This window comes from Mycobacterium sp. IDUB_19 (assembly GCF_055419445.1).
In genome coordinates, this window is sequence record NZ_JBVAXR010000001.1 from 180,912 (window position 1) to 196,369 (window position 15,458).

Here is a 15,458-nt window from a genome sequence, read left to right on the forward strand (position 1 = left end):
CCTCGCTCAGCCCTTGAAAGGCCGGGTCAGCCACAGGTTGTCGGTCGATGCGGCCGCGTACGGTCCGCTCGCCGCGCCGGACTGCAGCACCAGATCGAATGCCTCGGCGCGGATTCGGCGGTCGGTGTAGAGCAGCACGATGACGCCGGCGTTGAACGGCGCCGTGATGATCTGGCCGATCGCCGATCCGATCGACGTGATCGCGGTGCCCAACAACAGGATTCCGGTCGACGGCATTCCGGCCAGCATCACCTGGCCGACAATGCTGAACGGTGCACTGATCACGCCGGAGACAACTCCCGTCACGATGAACGTCAGAACCCGGATGCCCAGCACCCGCCAGAAGCCGTTGCGAAGCAGCGCAAAGGATCTGGTGATCGCGTCGAGGACTGGCAGCCGCTCCAGCACGATCAGCACGGGAGCGAAGAGCACGACCATGTACAGATACACCATCAACGCGATCACGGCGACGATGAGCGGGACACCCAACAGCACCGCTGCGGCCCCGTTACCGATCGCCGCGATCAAAGCGATGATCACCGCCGTCAGCCCGAACAGCCCCGCCACGACGGCAGCTTCCAGCAGCGCCAGGCCGAGCAGGGGAAGCAGCCGCCCACGGATCCTGGCCCATGTTTCGCCGATCGTGATCGGCGAGCCGAATACCGCGCGTCCGACGATGACGGTGAGCATTCCGGACAGCAGCATGCTGCCCAGCCAGGTGACCAGCACGCCGACACCCATCGACCCGAACCACGCGCCGACCACTCCCCAGTTCATTTCTTCTGATCGAGCGCTGGTGAGCCCGCCGAAGGCCGCGACCGGCCCCACTGTCGCGATCAACGAAATGATCTGCATGACCACAACGACGATTGCGGTCAACCCCAACGTGGCCTTCGGGTTGGTGCGGATGTAGCCGACCGCGCCGTTGAAGATGTCACTGAGGCTCAACGGCCGCAGCGGGATGATTCCGGGTTTGATCGCTCCTGGGGCCAGCTGGGGCGAGCCGTACTGCGGGCCGGGCGAGGCGCTGTACCCGGGCGGCGCTCCGTACCCAGGCGGCGGGCCGTAGCCGGGTGGCGGGCCGTACCCGCGCGGCGCTCCGTATCCAGGTGGTGGGCCGTACCCGGGCGGCGCTCCGTAGCCGGGTGGCGGCCCATAGCCAGGTGGGGGACCGTAGCCGGGCGGTGGACCGCCGTAGGCGGGCGGCGTGCCGTAGGCCGGTGGCAAATAGCCGTCGGGTGTCGGCCCTCCTGGTGGGGGGCCAACCGGATAGCCAGGTGGTAGTGCGCTCACCGTGTCCAGCAGCCGTCGTCGTTGGTCATGGGCTCCATCCTGTCGGCGGTCGGGGCTTTTCTCAATCTTCCCCAGTTTCCCGTCCCGCCCCGCTGGCCTGCGCAGTCTTTGCACCGTTCGGGCGCGTAGCGTCTCTGAGCATGGCGGAACTCAAAGCGCGGCTTCGGGCGGACCTGACCGGGGCGATGAAGTCCCAGGATAAGTTGCGGACCGCGACCCTGCGGATGTTGCTGGCTGCGGTCCAGACCGAGGAAGTTTCCGGCAAGCAGGCCAGGGAACTCTCCGATGAAGAAGTGCTGAAGGTGCTGGCCCGGGAAGCCCGCAAGCGCGGTGAGGCCGCCGAGATCTACACGCAGAACGGTCGCGGCGAGCTGGCCGCCACCGAGCACGCCGAGGCGCGGATCATCGACGAGTACCTGCCCACGCCGCTCACCGAAGCCGAGTTGGCTGATGTGGTCGACACGGCCATCGCCCAGGTTGCCGAGGCGATCGGCGAGCGCCCCGGCATGAAGCAGATGGGGCAGGTCATGAAGGCCGCGACCACGATCGCGGCCGGAAAGGCCGACGGCTCCCGGCTCTCGGCAGCGGTCAAAGAGCGGCTTTAGGCGCGCACCGCGGGCCGTTTGCGTCCGTCGGCACCGGGTATTCGGTCTGGTATGACCAAGTTCGGCTACACCTTGATGACCGAGCAGAGCGGTCCCAAAGATCTTGTGCGATATGCGGTTTCGGCTGAGCAGCGCGGGTTCGACTTCGAGGTCTGCAGCGACCACTTCTCCCCGTGGCTGACGTCGCAGGGGCATGCGCCCAACGCCTGGGCGGTGTTGGGCGCGGTGGCACACGCTACCGAGCAGGTGGATCTGTACACCTATGTGACGTGCCCGACGATGCGGTATCACCCTGCGGTCGTCGCCCAACAGGCGGCCACCGTGCAGATTCTCGCCGACGGGCGGTTCACGCTCGGGTTGGGCAGCGGGGAGAATCTCAACGAACACGTCGTCGGCAAGGGCTGGCCGACGATCGAACGGCGCCACGACATGCTGCGCGAAGCCATCAAGATCATCCGCGAACTGTTCGGCGGCCGGTTGGTGAACTGGCGCGGCGACTACTTTCAGGTGGACTCCGCGCGGCTGTGGGACGTGCCCGATGTTCCGGTCGGCCTCGGCGTTGCGATGAGCGGGGAGAAGAGCGTCGAGAAATTCGCGAAGCTCGCCGACCATCTGATTGCGGTGCAGCCCGACAAGGGCCTGGTGGACTCCTGGCATGTCGCCCGGCAGGCCGCCAACGGCGCCGAAGGCGGCCGAGTGATCGGTCAGATACCGGTGTGCTGGGACCCCGACCGTGACGCAGCCATCGAGCGCGCGCATGACCAGTTCCGATGGTTCGGCGGGGGTTGGGCGGTCAACGCCGACTTGCCGACGCCGGCCGGTTTCGCCGGGGCGACGCAGTTCGTGCGTCCCGAAGACGTGGCCGAGAGTATTCCGTGCGGCCCGGATCTTGACGCGATCGTGGCCGCGGTCCGGCCGTACTGGGAAGCCGGCTTCACCGACATCGCGCTGATTCAGATCGGCGGGCAGACGCAAGAACTGTTCCTCAAAGAAGCGGCGGAACCCTTGCTTACGGCGCTGCGGGCGGCATCGCCCTAGCCACGCCGTTCAACCGTGAAGGAGAACTAATGTCAAACGAATTGCAAGGCAAAGTAATCGCCATTCTGGCGGCCGACGGCGTCGAGAAGGTAGAGCTCGAGCAGCCGCGCGCGGCAGTGAAACGAGCCGGTGCCCGGGTCGAAGTCCTCTCGTTGAAGGCGGGCGAAATCCAGGCGCGTGAGCACGATCTCGAACCTGCCGGGCGATTCACGGTCGACCGTGCTGTGGCGGATGCTTCGGTGGAAGAGTTCGACGGCTTGGTACTGCCGGGCGGCACGGTGAATCCCGACAAGCTGAGGATGGACGCGACGGCTGTGGCGTTCGTTCGCGACTTCGTCGGATCGGGAAAGCCGGTCGCCGCCATCTGCCACGGGCCGTGGACGCTGGTGGAGGCCGGTGTGGCGGCCGGGCGGACGCTCACCTCCTATCCGAGCATTCGCACCGACCTGCGCAACGCGGGCGCACGCGTCCTCGACGAGGAAGTTGTCGTGGACGGCAATTTGATCACCAGTCGCTCTCCATCGGACTTACCGGCATTTTGCACCACCTTCATCAAGCAATTGGCACACGCTACAACGAGTTAAGTCGCCGGCGGGGTTGGCGTTTCAACGCGTGGTTTGTGGGAATTACCCACAACATGCTGCCGTGATCACCACGGCGACCACCCGAAAGGCCCACTGTTGACGAGCACGTTCCCGGTCACCGCCGACGTTCTGGCTGTGCCGACGGTGTACCAGCCACAAGACGATTCGCGATTGCTGGTTAGCGCGATGCAATACAGCGGCCTGATCCCAGGTCGTCGAGTCCTGGATCTGTGTACCGGAAGCGGGTACGTCGCGATTGCCGCTGCCGAAATGGGTTGTGCCAGTGTCACGGCATTCGACATCTGTCCGCACGCGGTGCATTCCAGCCGGGGCAACGCGGTCGTCGCGGGAGTCGACATCGACGTCCGGGAAGGCTCGTGGATCGCCGCCCTGAGGTGCGCGCCATTCGAGGTGGTGGTGGCCAACCCGCCCTACGTGCCGACTCCGCCGGAGGACGACATCGACATGGTCTCACCGGGAGTGGGCCCGTCGTGGGCGTGGAATGCCGGTTCCGACGGGCGCCGCGTGCTGGACCCGCTCTGCGCGTCGGCGTCAAATCTGCTGTGCGACGGCGGATCCCTGCTTTTAGTACAGTCGGCGCTGGCCGGCGTCCACCGTTCGCTGGACTGCTTGCGATCGACCGGATTGGACGCTGAAGTTGTTGCCTCCGAACGGGTTCCATTCGGCCCGATCCTGACGAAGCGGGCGGGCTGGCTGGAGGGGATCGGTCTGGTGCGACCCGGCTGCCGGGAAGAGGAGCTGGTCGTGATCCGGGCGGACAAGCCATGACGGGAACGCGGGTGCGTGTCGTACCCAAAGGCCCGATTCTGGTATCGGGCCCGGTGCGCATCGAAATCGACGGCGGCGGTGTCGTCGAGTCCGACCGGTTCATGGTGGCCATCTGCACCTGTGGGCGGAGCAAGGAATACCCGTTATGCGACACCAGCCACCGGCGCTGCCGGCACGTCGAAGGTGTTGGCCCAGAACCTAAATGAGCGGTCGTCGCAACGACGTCTGGTCCTGCTTCCAGGACGTCATGATTTTGTCCGCCAGGCGATCTTCGACCACGGTGAGCGCGCGCATCCCAAAAACGATGTCGCGGTCCAGCTTCGGTTCGCGGGCGACGAGATCGCCTACCACGTCGAGGCGCACCACCTGTTCGTGTACGGCGTCGGCCTCGACGTGTTCGCGGTAGAACGCGACACAGGCCGGGGGTGCGTCCATCCGCTCGAGCGCTTGGGCCATTCGCCGGGAGCCCGGCGACGACGTGATCTCCGTGGCGGCGAAATGCCCGACGGCAGCGCCACGCAGCCATCGGTGCAGGCCGAACAGCGACATCAGGTTGACCACGGCGAGCGCTTCGGCTGGGACGGCGTCGAGGTAGCCCAGATAGGTCGGGTCCAGATCGGCCGCTGTCAACAGATCGGCGAAGAGCTGGTGGTGTGCTCGGTGGCCAAGACCCGCGCCATACTCGTCGAATTCGATCGCCACGAATGCCGCCTTGGCGCCGCCCGTCAGCCGGGGAATAGCCCAGGCATGCGGGTCGCCCTCCTTGAGGTGATACATCGATCGATGCACGAAGTATTCGCGCATCTGCTGCCAGGTGCCGGTGTCGCGCAAGTAGTAGGACGGTCCAGTGCCGTCGACGGGTTCGACGGAAATCGCTTCCATCTCTGCCGTCGCGGTGCGGTCGGGTTGGATCGGGCCGACATCGCGGCGCACGCCCGCCAAAAAGGCACGCTCGAGTTCGGCGCGCAGATGCAGCAGGTCGGGGTTCCACTCCCAGGTGGGATCCACGCCCGCAAAACCCCGGTAGTGCAGCTCGTAACACATGCACAGGGCCAGCTGCAGGTCGAGGCCGTAGGGATCGGAATCTCCTACGGATGCTTTGATGCGCGCCAGGTGATCCCCGGACGGAGGCCCGGTCAACGCGCGATGTACAGCCGTCGACAGCGGTCCGTGTGCTGCCGGCAGGGCGGGTTCAATGCTGATCGACGCGCGGGTCACGTCGTTGGAGATACCACGAACACCGGCGCCGCAAACGGTGTTCGTGGCGTCGGCTTGGCGCTTTCTAGCGGCCGCCGGACCAGTCATCGACCCCGACGGGCGCTGTCGGTAGCCGGAAGGTGATGTCGACGATGGTTCCGGTTGAGCTGCTGTCGATCTCCATCGTGTCACTGATTGCGCGCATCAGGATGAGGCCCCGTCCGCTGTTGCCCGGGTTGATCGCCGGCGGCTTCCAGGAGCCGTGGTCGGTGACGCGGGCGCGGACCTCGCCGTCGACGGTTTTGACTTCGAGCAGTGTTGTCCCGAGGCCGTGCCCGCGGTAGGCGTGCTCGACGCAGTTGGTGCACGCTTCATTGGCGACCAGCACGATGTCGTCGATCAATTCGTGCGCGACGTCGGCGGCTCTGAGCCAATCGGCCAGCCGATGCCGGATGGTGGCCAATTCGTCTGCGATAGCATGGGTTTCGATACGCAGCGGTGCCAGCTGGTGCCGGTATATCACCATCGCCACATCGTCATCGTATCCTGCTGCCGGGGACAGCTCGCGAAGCATCACGTCGGCGACGGAGTCCAGCGGCGACGTCACCGTCTCCAGCAAAACATCTGCGGCGCGGGTTATTCCGTCATCAAGCGACTCATGTTTGCGTTCCACCAGTCCGTCGGTGAACACCATCAGCGTCGAGCCGGACGGCAGCCGCCGGGAGATTTGCGGGCGAGGCTCGTCGCGAAGCACCGCGAGCGGCACCGACCGGCCGTCGCTCAACACCGAGGTGCCCGCAGGTCCGGCGAGCACCGGGGGCATGTGACCGGCGTTGCTGTACTCCAAGACCCCAGTTTCGGTATCCAGGATCGCCAGAAAAACGGTGGTGCAGTAGGCATTCGGAATGAGCGACGCCGCCAGGTCGAGTTGCTCGAGCAACACTGCGGGTTGGGCGCCGTTGATCAACAGCGCGCGCGCCGAGCTGCGCAGCTGACCCATGATCGCGGCGGCCGGCAGACCCCGGCCTACGCAATCGCCGACAACGATGCCGATGCGGTGATCACCGATCGGCAGCACGTCATACCAGTCGCCGCCGATCTCCAGCGGCGGGACGGCGGGTTCGTAGCGTATCGCGAAGCCCGGCGGCGGCTCCATCGGCGGCAGCAACGCGCGCTGCAATGTCAGCGACGTCTCGCGGGCGCTCTCGAATTGGCGCACATGCTGCATGGCCAAACTGAGATGGCCGATCAGCACCGTCACCAAGAGCCGATCCTCAGCGCTGAGCCAGCGTGGTGCCGCAAGCTCCAACCACAGGGCGAGGTCTCCGCTGCCGGAGAGCACCGCGACCAATCCGTGCGCCTTGCCGGGCTTGTTCGGCCGCTCAACGGTTTTGGCCGTCAGCGGAAGCTGGTGGCGTGCGTCCTGAAATGTGTCGCGCAACCAGGGATCCAGTCCGCGCCAAGTCGTTTCGGCCGGCTCGCCAGCCATCTCAACGGTGGGCTCGCCGTCGCCGGCCGGCCAGGTCACGGCGATCACGCGCTGTACGCCGATTGCCGTCCGGCATTCGTCGAGGGTGATCGCCAGTAGCTCGGCGACGCTTTTGGCGACCGCCACGGCGGTGGCCAGACGCAGGACAGCACTCTCCCGGGCGGCGAATGCCCGTTCGGCGGTGACGTCGCGAATCGTCCCCACGTAGACGGCTTGGTCGGTGTCGGTTTCTTTGACGGCATTGATGCTCACCATCACCCAGGCAAGATGCCCGTCCCGATGCCGTATCGGTGTCTCGTACTGGGTGCCACCTTCGCTGCGGACCTTGGATTGGTGTTCTCGCGCAGTCTTCTTGTCGACCAGCCAGGGGTGTGGCCACCGGTAGGGCAAGCCCTCGGTCGGGTAGCCGAGGATCTCGATGAAGGCGTTGTTCATCTCGATGATCGAGCCTTCATGATCGGCGACGAAGAAGCCCTCCTGCAACGAATTCACCAGGGCGGTACGGAATTTGTGACGGTCGGCGAGCCCGTCGGCGCGGGCACGCTGCTCCGCGTAGCGTCTGGTGCCGTCGAGAAATCCGCGAGTCGCGACATCGAGCGGGGCCAGCGTCTGCAGCAGGAATTCCAGTGCGACCGGTGCGTCGATTTGAATGTCCTCGGACAGTTCCAGGATCAGCCGGACGTGGTTCTCGATGATGTCGAGCATGCTGATTTGTTCTTGCAATGCCCGGCGCCCGAGCTCGTGGGCGACGGCCAGGATGTTGTCGTCGCGCGCGTCCAAGTAGGTCCGCAGCGCGGCAATGTATTGAGCGTGAAATTCGTCTGTGTCGGTCATGTCGAGGCTCCCCGGTGTCGCGCGGCGAGCACCATGGCGTCGTCGGTTTCCTTCGCGTGTTTACCCAGAATGTCGTCGGCTATCACGGCGGCCGATGCGGCGAAGTCGATATGGTCCAGGTGATCCTCGGTGACCCCATCGCTGGCTAGGACGATCAAGTCGCCGACCCGCAGTGAAACCACCTGAGCGGGCCTGATTTCCGGGATGCGGTAGCCGACGATGCCGGCGGCAAGGCGGACACTCGATCGGATGTGGACGCCTGTCACATCCTTGGAGACGAGGTGGGCGCTGACATTTCCCACCCCGGTCCAGGTGAGCGTTTTGGCAGCGAAATCCACCCGCGCCAGGGTCATCGCGACTCCTCTGGTCCCGCCCAGCACACGGTGGCAGAGCTGAATCAGGACTTCGAGCCGCTCGCCGGCGGCCCGCGCAACCGCGTCGACGGCGCGCATGGCGGCGGTGGCGGCGGCGGGACCATGACCAAGCCCGTCGATCACACCGAACAGGGCGGCCTCGTCGTGGACGCCGATCGCAATTTTTCGGTCACCGCTGGTGTTCTCACCGGGCAGCGGGCGTCCCGCGTTCGCCCACTCGATCGGCCCTAGTCGCCCATGTTCACGCACGGCCGGGAACCCATTTCCACATTTCGATCACGGTTCCCCTGCCGAGCGCGGATTCCACGATCAGCCGGTCCATCAAGCGGCGCGCACCGGGCAACCCCAGGCCCAACCCGCGACCGGTCGAGTAACCGTCCTCCATCGCCCGCTCGATATCGATGATGCCCGGACCGTCGTCCTCGGCGCGAACCACCAGCGCCTGGCGATTCTCGCGCTCTGCCACCATGACGCGTACGGCGCCGCGACCTGCGTAGCTGGTGATGTTTCGTGCGATTTCGGAGATCGCCGTGGAGATCATGGTGACGTCGGTCAGCGAAAACCCGAGGTCTAGTGCGAGCTGGTGTCCGGCTTTGCGGGCTTCGACGATGTCGTCGGGATTATTGATAGCGACGACGATGTCACATGCCACCGTCGCGCCCGATCATTGGTTTGCCCAGTCCCCGTGAACGATTCAGCAGCGCGAGGCCTTCTTCGAGATCCAGCGCGGTGTTCATGTCGTCGAAGGTCAGTCCCAGTTGGACCATCGCGAACGCGACCTCCGGGGACAAGCCCACGATCACAGTATCGGCGCCGCGCAGCCGGGTCATGTGCGCGATCGTCCGCAGTGATCGGGCCGCGAATGAATCCATCACGTCGATGGCAGTGACGTCGACGATGATGCCCTGCGCACGAAACCTGCTGACCCGCTCCATCAGGTCGTACCGAAGGCGCTCGGTATCGGAGTCGGACAGGGCGGCCTGCACCGTGGCGATCAGGATCGAGCCCTGTTTCAGGATGGGTACTGGCATACGATGCCCGTGTTAGTTGTGCTCACCCCGGCTGCTCGCCGGTGCGCGTGACTTCGTAGCCGAGCAAGCGCTCGGCTTCTTCGATACCACCCTGCAGGTCACCGACGGCGTTCATCTTCGACAGGTCCAGGCCGATCGTCACCAGCGTCAGGGCGATCTCCGAGGACAGGCCGGTGATGATCACGCTCGCACCCATCAGGCCGGACGCGTCGACGGTCTGCACCAGGTGGTTGGCCACGGTCGAGTCGATGGTCGGCACACCGGTGATGTCGATGACGACGACTTTCGCGCGGTTGGCGCGAATGGCTCGCAACAGCTGCTCGGTGACCTGGCGGGCGCGCTGACTGTCCAGCACACCGATGATCGGCAGAATCAGCAGCTGCTCGCGCACCTGCAGCACCGGAGTCGACAGCTCGCGGATCGCCTCCTGCTGCTGGCGGATGATGCGCTCGCGTTCCTGGACGAAGGACACGCCCACGGTGTTGGCGATACGGTTGGCGGCCGGCTCGTAGGCGTCCAGAACGCGGTTGAGCATGTCGAACTCGGTCTGATACTTCTCGAACAGCGAGCGGGCCAGCACGTCGCGCAGCAGCAGCACGATGCCGAGCACCTCGTCGGTCTCCACGCCTCGCGGAATGATGCGCTCGGACAGGTCGCGCGCATAGGCCTGCAGCGCCTCGACGCTACCGGTCTCGAGCACCTCGACGTAGTTGTCGTAGACCGCGGTCGCTTCGGAAAAGAGCTCCTCCGGGGTCATCGCGGTGAGCAGTTGTGCTTCGGTGATGCGGCGCGCCCACTCCTCCCGCAGAACGGTGCGATTTTGCCGCAGATGCTGCACTAGCTGCGGAAGCAGACCTTCACTGGAGATACTTGCGGTGGTGACGGTGCTGCTGGAATCTGACATCTGGCCTCCCGTGTGCCGCGTCGCGCTCCGCAGTGCGCAGGTTCTATGGGGAGACTAGCCTGATTGGACGCGGGGCAGGTGTTGAGGTCTTCTTCTTCTCGCAGTTCGCATGGCAGGTTAGGCTTGCACCACATTTAAGGCCCGGACGAAGGATCGCCATTGTCAGCTCCTGATTCGATTACCACGTTGGTTGCGGACCACGATGGGGTGTCCGTGGTCAGTGTCAGCGGTGAAATCGATTTGGTCACCGCTCCGGCCCTGGAGCAAGCCATCGGTGCGGTCGTCGCGGAAGGGCCGACGGCGCTGGTCATCGACCTCTCCGCGGTGGAGTTTCTCGGCTCGGTTGGGCTGAAGATCCTGGCGGCGACCTTCGAGAAACTCGGCAAGTCCGCGGAGTTCGGCGTGGTCGCGCGTGGTCCGGCGACCCGACGTCCGATTCACCTGACCGGTCTGGACAAGACGTTCCCGTTGTACCCGACGCTCGACGACGCGTTGACCGCCGTGCGAGACGACAAACTCAACCGCTGAGGTCACCGCATCAGCGAAAAGTTGCGCCAGAAGCTCACCAGGCTGTCGGTGCCGCCGAACAGCGTCGTGAAGTTCGTCGAGTCGACCAGGACGATGTCGCCTGCGCGCCGGCCGGTGGGCGGCATCCAGATCAGCGCATTGAACTCGGTGTTGCCTGCGGCGGTGAACGGATGGGGCCGCGTCGGGTCGATGCGTTGACGGCCCAGCACACGTAGGCCCTCGCCTTCGGGCGCCGTCAGCTCGTAGTGCGGCAGGTGCGGGTGAAAGTTGAATGTTGTGACGTTGTTGAGCAGTCGGGGCGTGTCCAGATCCCGGAACCCGGTGAGCGGAGCGATCTGATCGGTGCCGTCGACGACGGCCGGCCTCAGCCCCCACGTGTTGCGGACGGGAACGTCCAGCGCCTTCATCAGGGAGCGGGTGTATTGGCTGAACCGCTGCTGGCGCGGCACCAGCGGGTCGCCGTGGTGCAGGTACTCGATTTGACGCTGCTTCGCATCGTCGGTGAAACCGACGTCGTGATGAGGCGCCAGCAGCAGGCAAGTGCCTTCCCGCTGTAGCCAGGCCGCGATCGCGGAGATCTCGTCCGGTTGGGCCTCTTCCTGTGCGAGTACGTGGTCGAGCCCGAACACCATCAAGGTGTCGGTGTCGGCCAGTACCCGTTCGTCGATGGGCAGGTGGTAGCCGGCCTGGTCGATGCGCTGGAAAACCGCGACCGGATGACCGGTCAGCTCGCCGGCCAGCTCCTGAAAGTGCAACGTCGAGCGGTGGAACAACTCCAGGGTTCCGGCGATGCCCTGCAGGAAGTGCGCCTCGTCCCACTCTGCGGTCTCGTAGTTCGGCCAAGCCACCCGCCGGACTTCGGTCATCGTGGAGAACCGGTTGTCCATCGCGGCGATATCTCGCTGGGCTTCCCACGGATAGCTCCAGGTCCAGTAGATGCTGATGCGACGGTGCCCCGGCGTGTGCTTGCGGGGAACCTGTGTCTGGTTATAGGTGCGTGCGGGCGTATTCATGGTGTCTCCACTAGGTGAGCGCGACCAGGTATCGAAGGCCGTTGAGACCCGGAAGGAAGAAGTAGGCGCCGCCGGTGAGGGTGGTGAAGGCGGGCAGGCCCTTGAGAACTTTGCGGATGGGACGCTTCGGAATCTTGAATTCCATTGTGCCGTCTTGTGTTCCGCAGATCGGGTCGTGTTCGTTGCCCAGCTCGTGGAAGTTGTGGTCGTTGATCCACACGTTTTGCGCGAACTCGAATTGGCGCACCAGGCTGGCGCAGATGATGAACGCCGCGATGCCCCGGTCCGCGCCGTCGTCGTCGGCGCCCTCGGGAAGTGCCTCGCCGTAGGTCGCGCCGCGCCGGATCATCCGGCGCCGGTTCATGTTGACGGCCGTGTCGCGGGGGTTCAGCCGACGCATGTGGCACCCCAAGGGCACGGCGTACCCGAATGGATCCATCTCTTTGTAGTTGAAGTCGTTGTTGCGCAAGGGGTCTGCGCCGAGCTCCGGGTCGTCATGCGTGGGCGCGAGGACCAGCGGCGCGCCACTTCGCCACCTGCCCATCAGCTTCGCGGCGAGAAGGTCTTGCTCGTCGGATGTGCCCGCCTGCTCGTCGAGGTAGCCGCGAAACGCGCCGACGTGCTCCTGCAGGCGGCGGTATGCCATGTAGCTGCCATTGCGCGATAACTCTTCTGGTTGAGGCGCATTCGCGACGACGCCTTCCTCGTCGGGATAGCCCAGGATGAATTCTCCCGCCTTCAGCGGCCCGCCCGAACCCGGTGTGGGTTCTTCGCCGCTTCCCTCGATCACCGGCTGGGACAATCGGTCCCGGAAACCGAAATGATCGTGGGCGTAGTCGAACGGCGGCGTCGCGTTCAAGTCGAGATGTGACAGCACTCGCACCCCGGGGCACCGCGCGACCAGTTCGGCGTGCACCGCAGTGCAGCGGTGATGCTCGGTGTCGTTGCGGGCGAACAGGATTGCGATCGCGTGCAGATCATCGCCGGCCAGGCCGCCAGCCCAATTATCGGGGTGGTTGGAGCCGGTGTCGCCCAAGATGTCGGCGCGCGCCGCCATGCCTTCCCGGAACGCGTCCGGGAAACTGGCCAGCGAATCCTCCGAAACGCCCAGTGCCCGCAGGCCATTCCAGGTAAAGGCAAGCGTGATCCAGCGATCTTGGCTGTCCATCGTCTTGCGGGCGTCCGATGCCGATTGGACTTTGTCCAGCAGTTCGGAAAGCCATGCCCGGCCCCCGGCGGCATCGCCGAACGACAAAAACTCGTAGCGCCCGGTCATCGCGGGCGTCCGTGTCACCAGGATGTGCTGGATATTGTCGAGGTCAAGCATCATTGCATTTGGTCGAGCATGTCGGAGAACGCGGCCTTGAGCCGGAGCGCCTTCTTGATCTCGTCGGCGGTGACGTACGGGTACTCCCCGTATTCGAGAAAGCTGGGGCATTGGTGCTCGCGCACAAACTTGATGAACGCCTCGGGGTTGGTCTGCCAATCATCTGGAAAGCCTTCGAGATTGGTGAAGACGGTGGTGACGCCCGATTGCGAGAACAGCTTGATCGCGTCTTCGGTGTACTTGTCGAAGTCGGTGTCGAAGATCCCCTGGTATTGGAAATGCAGCCCGCCGCCGACATCGAACAAGACCCAGCGCAGATAGTGCAGGCGCAGCGGGGCAAGCAGATCCGGATGTTCGGCGATGGCGGCCTCGATTACCTTGCCGTACTCGCGGATTGCGTCCTCGCGGCCGGGCTTGACCTTGGCGATGATCGAGAACCCATAGCAGGCAGGCGTTCTCGGGAAGACCGGGCCGTACCTGCCGCGCTGAAGTTCGAAATAGCCGTCGGCGGGAATGGCCATCGCCGCGGGTTTGCTCCACTCGTGCTCATTCGCCGGCATCTGACTCTCCCTTTGTTGGTCATTTCATGGGTCGGGTGTCAGCGCACCGCGAGTGTCGCCCACCTCCGTATCGTTGCACCGCCGGAGGGGTTTGGGTATCTATTTCGTGCTCACCGCGCGAACACCTCGCCCGCATTCGGTGCGATGATTACTGGCATGGATGTCGACCACCCGGAAGACGACCAGCGATGGGACCGTGATACCCGCGGCGAGACTGAAATCGAGCGGCTCGACCGCAACTGGAACAGCCTGCTGCAGGAACTGCGCGTGGTGCAGACCGGCGTGCAGCTGCTCACCGGGTTCCTGTTGACGCTCCCATTCCAGCAGCGGTTCGACGTTCTCGATCACGACATGCGGGTGGCGTATCTCGCGACGGTGGGATGTTCGGTGGGCGCAACGGTGCTGCTGATCGCACCGGTCGGTATTCACCGGCTGCTGTTTCGCCGGCACCGCCTGCAGGTGCTGGTGTCGGCCGCACACCGGTGCGCCTACGCCGGCCTGGCGCTGCTCGGGTTGGCGCTGACCGGGGTGACGGTCATCGTCTTTGTCGCGGTGGCCGGGACGACGGCGGGGCTGATCGCGGGGGCATGTGCGCTGGCGATGTTCGCAACCTTTTGGTGGCTCTTGCCGCTATCGCTGCGCACCCACGGCATGTAGTCAGCGGCCGGGCGCCAGCGCCGCGATGCGGGTGGAGCCCAGCTGTTCAAGGAGGTCCTGCGCATCGGCGAAGATCGGTGACGCGCCGGCTGCCGCCAACTCCTCGCGGGAGACGCCGCCGCTCAGCACCCCGATGCACGGGACCCCGGCGGCCTTGGCGGCGTGTGCATCCCAGACGGCGTCGCCGACGAACACCGCGTTCTCGGGCGTCGCCCCCGCCCGGCCCAGCGCCACTTCCACGATGCCCGGATCGGGTTTGGCGGTATCGACGTCGCGCGACGATGTCGTCGCTGCGATCACGTCGTCGCAGTCGAGCACCTTGCGCAGCATCTCGAGTTCGTCGTCGGGGGCCGAACTCGCTAGTACCACCTGCAGGCCCAGATCGGCCACGCGGCGCAACAACTCCCGCGCACCCGGCAGCGGCGCCAGCAGGTGCGAGATCTCGCGGTAATAGCGGCTGTGCGCATCGCTGAGCCGATCCTGCACATCCGCCGGAGCATCACCGGAAAGGGTGCGTACCAACTTCGAGCCGTCCATGCCGATGCAGCGGTGGATCTGCCAGCCTGCGACCGATACGCCCTGGGAGTCAAAGGCTCGCAGCCACGAGTAGACGTGCAGATAGTTGGAATCGACCAAGGTTCCGTCCACGTCGAACAGGACTGCGGGAGCACTCATCGCTGCGGCATACCCGCCAACAGGGCAGCTGACACGGGTCGCAAAAGCCGACTTTGAACCGGATGCACCCTCGCAACGTGAATCGTATTAGCACAGAGCACGTTTCGGGAGGAGCCTGAGATGGATTACCCGGTTGACCATTCACGTACCACGCGTCAGCATGCCGGCGAATCACTGAAAGACACCGCCAACATCCCCGGATTGGCCGCGGTAGCGGGCGCTGTGACCGCCCTGGCTTTTGGCCTGTATGAATCGGCTTCCGGGGACGTCCACATTGGTGCGCTAGCCGCCATTCTGGCGGTCGTCTTCGGTGTTGCGGGCTCAGCCTGGCTGATTGCCGCCCACCGCCGTGTTCGTGAGGCAGAACTGCAGCTTGTAGCGATGTGCTCGAACACCCCGGCGCCTCCGCCGAGCAGTTGATCGTGGTCGCTCGGCTCGGTGAGAGGGCGAATTGGCGGCTCGAATTGTCGGGTGCGCAATTTTCTTCTATTGGACCAGTGTGGGGGGCCCCGGAACGGGGTACCGCCTGTGCCACGGGGGAGTACATCGGACGTGCGTCA

At 65.1% G+C, this 15,458-nt stretch carries 19 protein-coding genes; 8 read left to right on the forward strand and 11 right to left on the reverse strand.

The features are described 5' to 3' along the window. Positions 1–6: 6 nt before the first annotated feature. A complete protein-coding gene (locus ACZY0B_RS00760) occupies positions 7–1,293 on the reverse strand; it encodes a DUF7847 domain-containing protein (protein ID WP_463762026.1) in 1,287 nt (428 codons plus the stop codon). A 140-nt stretch (positions 1,294–1,433) separates the two neighbouring features. Here ACZY0B_RS00760 and ACZY0B_RS00765 point away from each other — a divergent pair, with 140 nt between their 5' ends. The 5 genes from ACZY0B_RS00765 (at position 1,434) to ACZY0B_RS00785 (ending at position 4,515) form a co-directional block, all read left to right on the forward strand. Then, positions 1,434–1,898, forward strand: a complete 465-nt coding sequence (locus tag ACZY0B_RS00765) for a GatB/YqeY domain-containing protein (protein ID WP_463762027.1) — start codon at positions 1,434–1,436, stop codon at positions 1,896–1,898. 51 nt (positions 1,899–1,949) lie between these two features. Next, a complete protein-coding gene (locus ACZY0B_RS00770) occupies positions 1,950–2,936 on the forward strand; it encodes an LLM class F420-dependent oxidoreductase (RefSeq protein WP_463762028.1) in 987 nt (328 codons plus the stop codon). A gap of 29 nt (positions 2,937–2,965) precedes the next feature. Then, positions 2,966–3,520 carry a type 1 glutamine amidotransferase domain-containing protein gene (locus ACZY0B_RS00775; protein WP_463762029.1) on the forward strand — a complete coding sequence of 185 codons (555 nt, stop codon included), beginning with the start codon at positions 2,966–2,968 and terminating at the stop codon, positions 3,518–3,520. Between the two features lie 96 nt (positions 3,521–3,616). Further along, positions 3,617–4,309 carry a HemK2/MTQ2 family protein methyltransferase gene (locus tag ACZY0B_RS00780; protein WP_463762030.1) on the forward strand — a complete coding sequence of 231 codons (693 nt, stop codon included), beginning with the start codon at positions 3,617–3,619 and terminating at the stop codon, positions 4,307–4,309. Continuing rightward, complete coding sequence (locus ACZY0B_RS00785; RefSeq protein ID WP_463762031.1) at positions 4,306–4,515, forward strand: CDGSH iron-sulfur domain-containing protein; 210 nt, start codon at positions 4,306–4,308, stop codon at positions 4,513–4,515. The genes ACZY0B_RS00780 and ACZY0B_RS00785 overlap by 4 nt, the downstream gene beginning before the upstream one ends. On the opposite strand, the gene ACZY0B_RS00790 is transcribed toward ACZY0B_RS00785, so the two are convergent. The 6 genes from ACZY0B_RS00790 to ACZY0B_RS00815 all read right to left on the reverse strand — a co-directional run bounded on the left by ACZY0B_RS00790 (position 4,508) and on the right by ACZY0B_RS00815 (position 10,138). Next, positions 4,508–5,527: an iron-containing redox enzyme family protein gene (locus ACZY0B_RS00790; protein ID WP_463762032.1), complete on the reverse strand. Its 1,020-nt coding sequence runs from the start codon at positions 5,525–5,527 to the stop codon at positions 4,508–4,510. The genes ACZY0B_RS00785 and ACZY0B_RS00790 overlap by 8 nt on opposite strands. A 64-nt stretch (positions 5,528–5,591) precedes the next feature. Further along, on the reverse strand, positions 5,592–7,829 hold the full coding sequence (locus ACZY0B_RS00795; RefSeq protein ID WP_463762033.1) for a SpoIIE family protein phosphatase: 2,238 nt from the start codon (positions 7,827–7,829) through the stop codon (positions 5,592–5,594). Next, on the reverse strand, positions 7,826–8,452 hold the full coding sequence (locus ACZY0B_RS00800) for a SpoIIE family protein phosphatase (RefSeq protein ID WP_463762034.1): 627 nt from the start codon (positions 8,450–8,452) through the stop codon (positions 7,826–7,828). The genes ACZY0B_RS00795 and ACZY0B_RS00800 overlap by 4 nt, the downstream gene beginning before the upstream one ends. Then, on the reverse strand, positions 8,445–8,855 hold the full coding sequence (locus tag ACZY0B_RS00805; RefSeq protein WP_463762035.1) for an ATP-binding protein: 411 nt from the start codon (positions 8,853–8,855) through the stop codon (positions 8,445–8,447). The genes ACZY0B_RS00800 and ACZY0B_RS00805 overlap by 8 nt, the downstream gene beginning before the upstream one ends. Further along, complete coding sequence (locus ACZY0B_RS00810; RefSeq protein WP_463762036.1) at positions 8,845–9,234, reverse strand: STAS domain-containing protein; 390 nt, start codon at positions 9,232–9,234, stop codon at positions 8,845–8,847. Before ACZY0B_RS00810 ends, ACZY0B_RS00805 begins: the two co-directional genes overlap by 11 nt. Positions 9,235–9,256: 22 nt before the next feature. Next, positions 9,257–10,138 (reverse strand): STAS domain-containing protein, encoded by an 882-nt coding sequence (locus tag ACZY0B_RS00815; protein ID WP_463762037.1) that lies wholly within the window; start codon positions 10,136–10,138, stop codon positions 9,257–9,259. Positions 10,139–10,297: 159 nt separating this feature from the next. On the opposite strand from ACZY0B_RS00815, the gene ACZY0B_RS00820 reads away from it, so the two are divergent. After that, positions 10,298–10,666 carry an STAS domain-containing protein gene (locus tag ACZY0B_RS00820; RefSeq protein WP_463762038.1) on the forward strand — a complete coding sequence of 123 codons (369 nt, stop codon included), beginning with the start codon at positions 10,298–10,300 and terminating at the stop codon, positions 10,664–10,666. Positions 10,667–10,668: 2 nt separating this feature from the next. On the opposite strand, the gene ACZY0B_RS00825 is transcribed toward ACZY0B_RS00820, so the two are convergent. From ACZY0B_RS00825 to ACZY0B_RS00835, 3 genes are read right to left on the reverse strand one after another with little or no spacing between them, the layout of a single operon-like run. Continuing rightward, positions 10,669–11,679, reverse strand: a complete 1,011-nt coding sequence (locus ACZY0B_RS00825) for a hypothetical protein (RefSeq protein ID WP_463762040.1) — start codon at positions 11,677–11,679, stop codon at positions 10,669–10,671. A gap of 10 nt (positions 11,680–11,689) precedes the next feature. Further along, positions 11,690–13,006 carry a Dyp-type peroxidase gene (locus tag ACZY0B_RS00830; RefSeq protein WP_463762041.1) on the reverse strand — a complete coding sequence of 439 codons (1,317 nt, stop codon included), beginning with the start codon at positions 13,004–13,006 and terminating at the stop codon, positions 11,690–11,692. Then, positions 13,006–13,566: a hypothetical protein gene (locus ACZY0B_RS00835; RefSeq protein ID WP_463762042.1), complete on the reverse strand. Its 561-nt coding sequence runs from the start codon at positions 13,564–13,566 to the stop codon at positions 13,006–13,008. Before ACZY0B_RS00835 ends, ACZY0B_RS00830 begins: the two co-directional genes overlap by 1 nt. A gap of 156 nt (positions 13,567–13,722) precedes the next feature. On the opposite strand from ACZY0B_RS00835, the gene ACZY0B_RS00840 reads away from it, so the two are divergent. Further along, on the forward strand, positions 13,723–14,223 hold the full coding sequence (locus tag ACZY0B_RS00840; protein ID WP_463762043.1) for a DUF6328 family protein: 501 nt from the start codon (positions 13,723–13,725) through the stop codon (positions 14,221–14,223). On the opposite strand, the gene ACZY0B_RS00845 is transcribed toward ACZY0B_RS00840, so the two are convergent. Further along, positions 14,224–14,898, reverse strand: a complete 675-nt coding sequence (locus ACZY0B_RS00845; RefSeq protein WP_463762044.1) for an HAD family hydrolase — start codon at positions 14,896–14,898, stop codon at positions 14,224–14,226. Between the two features lie 120 nt (positions 14,899–15,018). Between ACZY0B_RS00845 and ACZY0B_RS00850 the strand changes: the two genes are divergently transcribed. Next, complete coding sequence (locus ACZY0B_RS00850; RefSeq protein ID WP_463762045.1) at positions 15,019–15,318, forward strand: hypothetical protein; 300 nt, start codon at positions 15,019–15,021, stop codon at positions 15,316–15,318. The last annotated feature ends 140 nt before the right edge of the window (positions 15,319–15,458 follow it).

Coding starts and splice junctions, on each gene's coding strand:
- ACZY0B_RS00775 (WP_463762029.1), top strand. CDS start 2,966: ATGTCAAACGAATTGCAAGGCAAAGTAATCGCCATTCTGGCGGCCGAC.
- ACZY0B_RS00770 (WP_463762028.1), top strand. CDS start 1,950: ATGACCAAGTTCGGCTACACCTTGATGACCGAGCAGAGCGGTCCCAAA.
- ACZY0B_RS00850 (WP_463762045.1), top strand. CDS start 15,019: ATGGATTACCCGGTTGACCATTCACGTACCACGCGTCAGCATGCCGGC.
- ACZY0B_RS00840 (WP_463762043.1), top strand. CDS start 13,723: ATGGATGTCGACCACCCGGAAGACGACCAGCGATGGGACCGTGATACC.
- ACZY0B_RS00765 (WP_463762027.1), top strand. CDS start 1,434: ATGGCGGAACTCAAAGCGCGGCTTCGGGCGGACCTGACCGGGGCGATG.
- ACZY0B_RS00795 (WP_463762033.1), bottom strand. CDS start 7,829: ATGACCGACACAGACGAATTTCACGCTCAATACATTGCCGCGCTGCGG.
- ACZY0B_RS00815 (WP_463762037.1), bottom strand. CDS start 10,138: ATGTCAGATTCCAGCAGCACCGTCACCACCGCAAGTATCTCCAGTGAA.
- ACZY0B_RS00785 (WP_463762031.1), top strand. CDS start 4,306: ATGACGGGAACGCGGGTGCGTGTCGTACCCAAAGGCCCGATTCTGGTA.
- ACZY0B_RS00810 (WP_463762036.1), bottom strand. CDS start 9,234: ATGCCAGTACCCATCCTGAAACAGGGCTCGATCCTGATCGCCACGGTG.
- ACZY0B_RS00825 (WP_463762040.1), bottom strand. CDS start 11,679: ATGAATACGCCCGCACGCACCTATAACCAGACACAGGTTCCCCGCAAG.
- ACZY0B_RS00835 (WP_463762042.1), bottom strand. CDS start 13,566: ATGCCGGCGAATGAGCACGAGTGGAGCAAACCCGCGGCGATGGCCATT.
- ACZY0B_RS00845 (WP_463762044.1), bottom strand. CDS start 14,898: ATGAGTGCTCCCGCAGTCCTGTTCGACGTGGACGGAACCTTGGTCGAT.
- ACZY0B_RS00830 (WP_463762041.1), bottom strand. CDS start 13,006: ATGCTTGACCTCGACAATATCCAGCACATCCTGGTGACACGGACGCCC.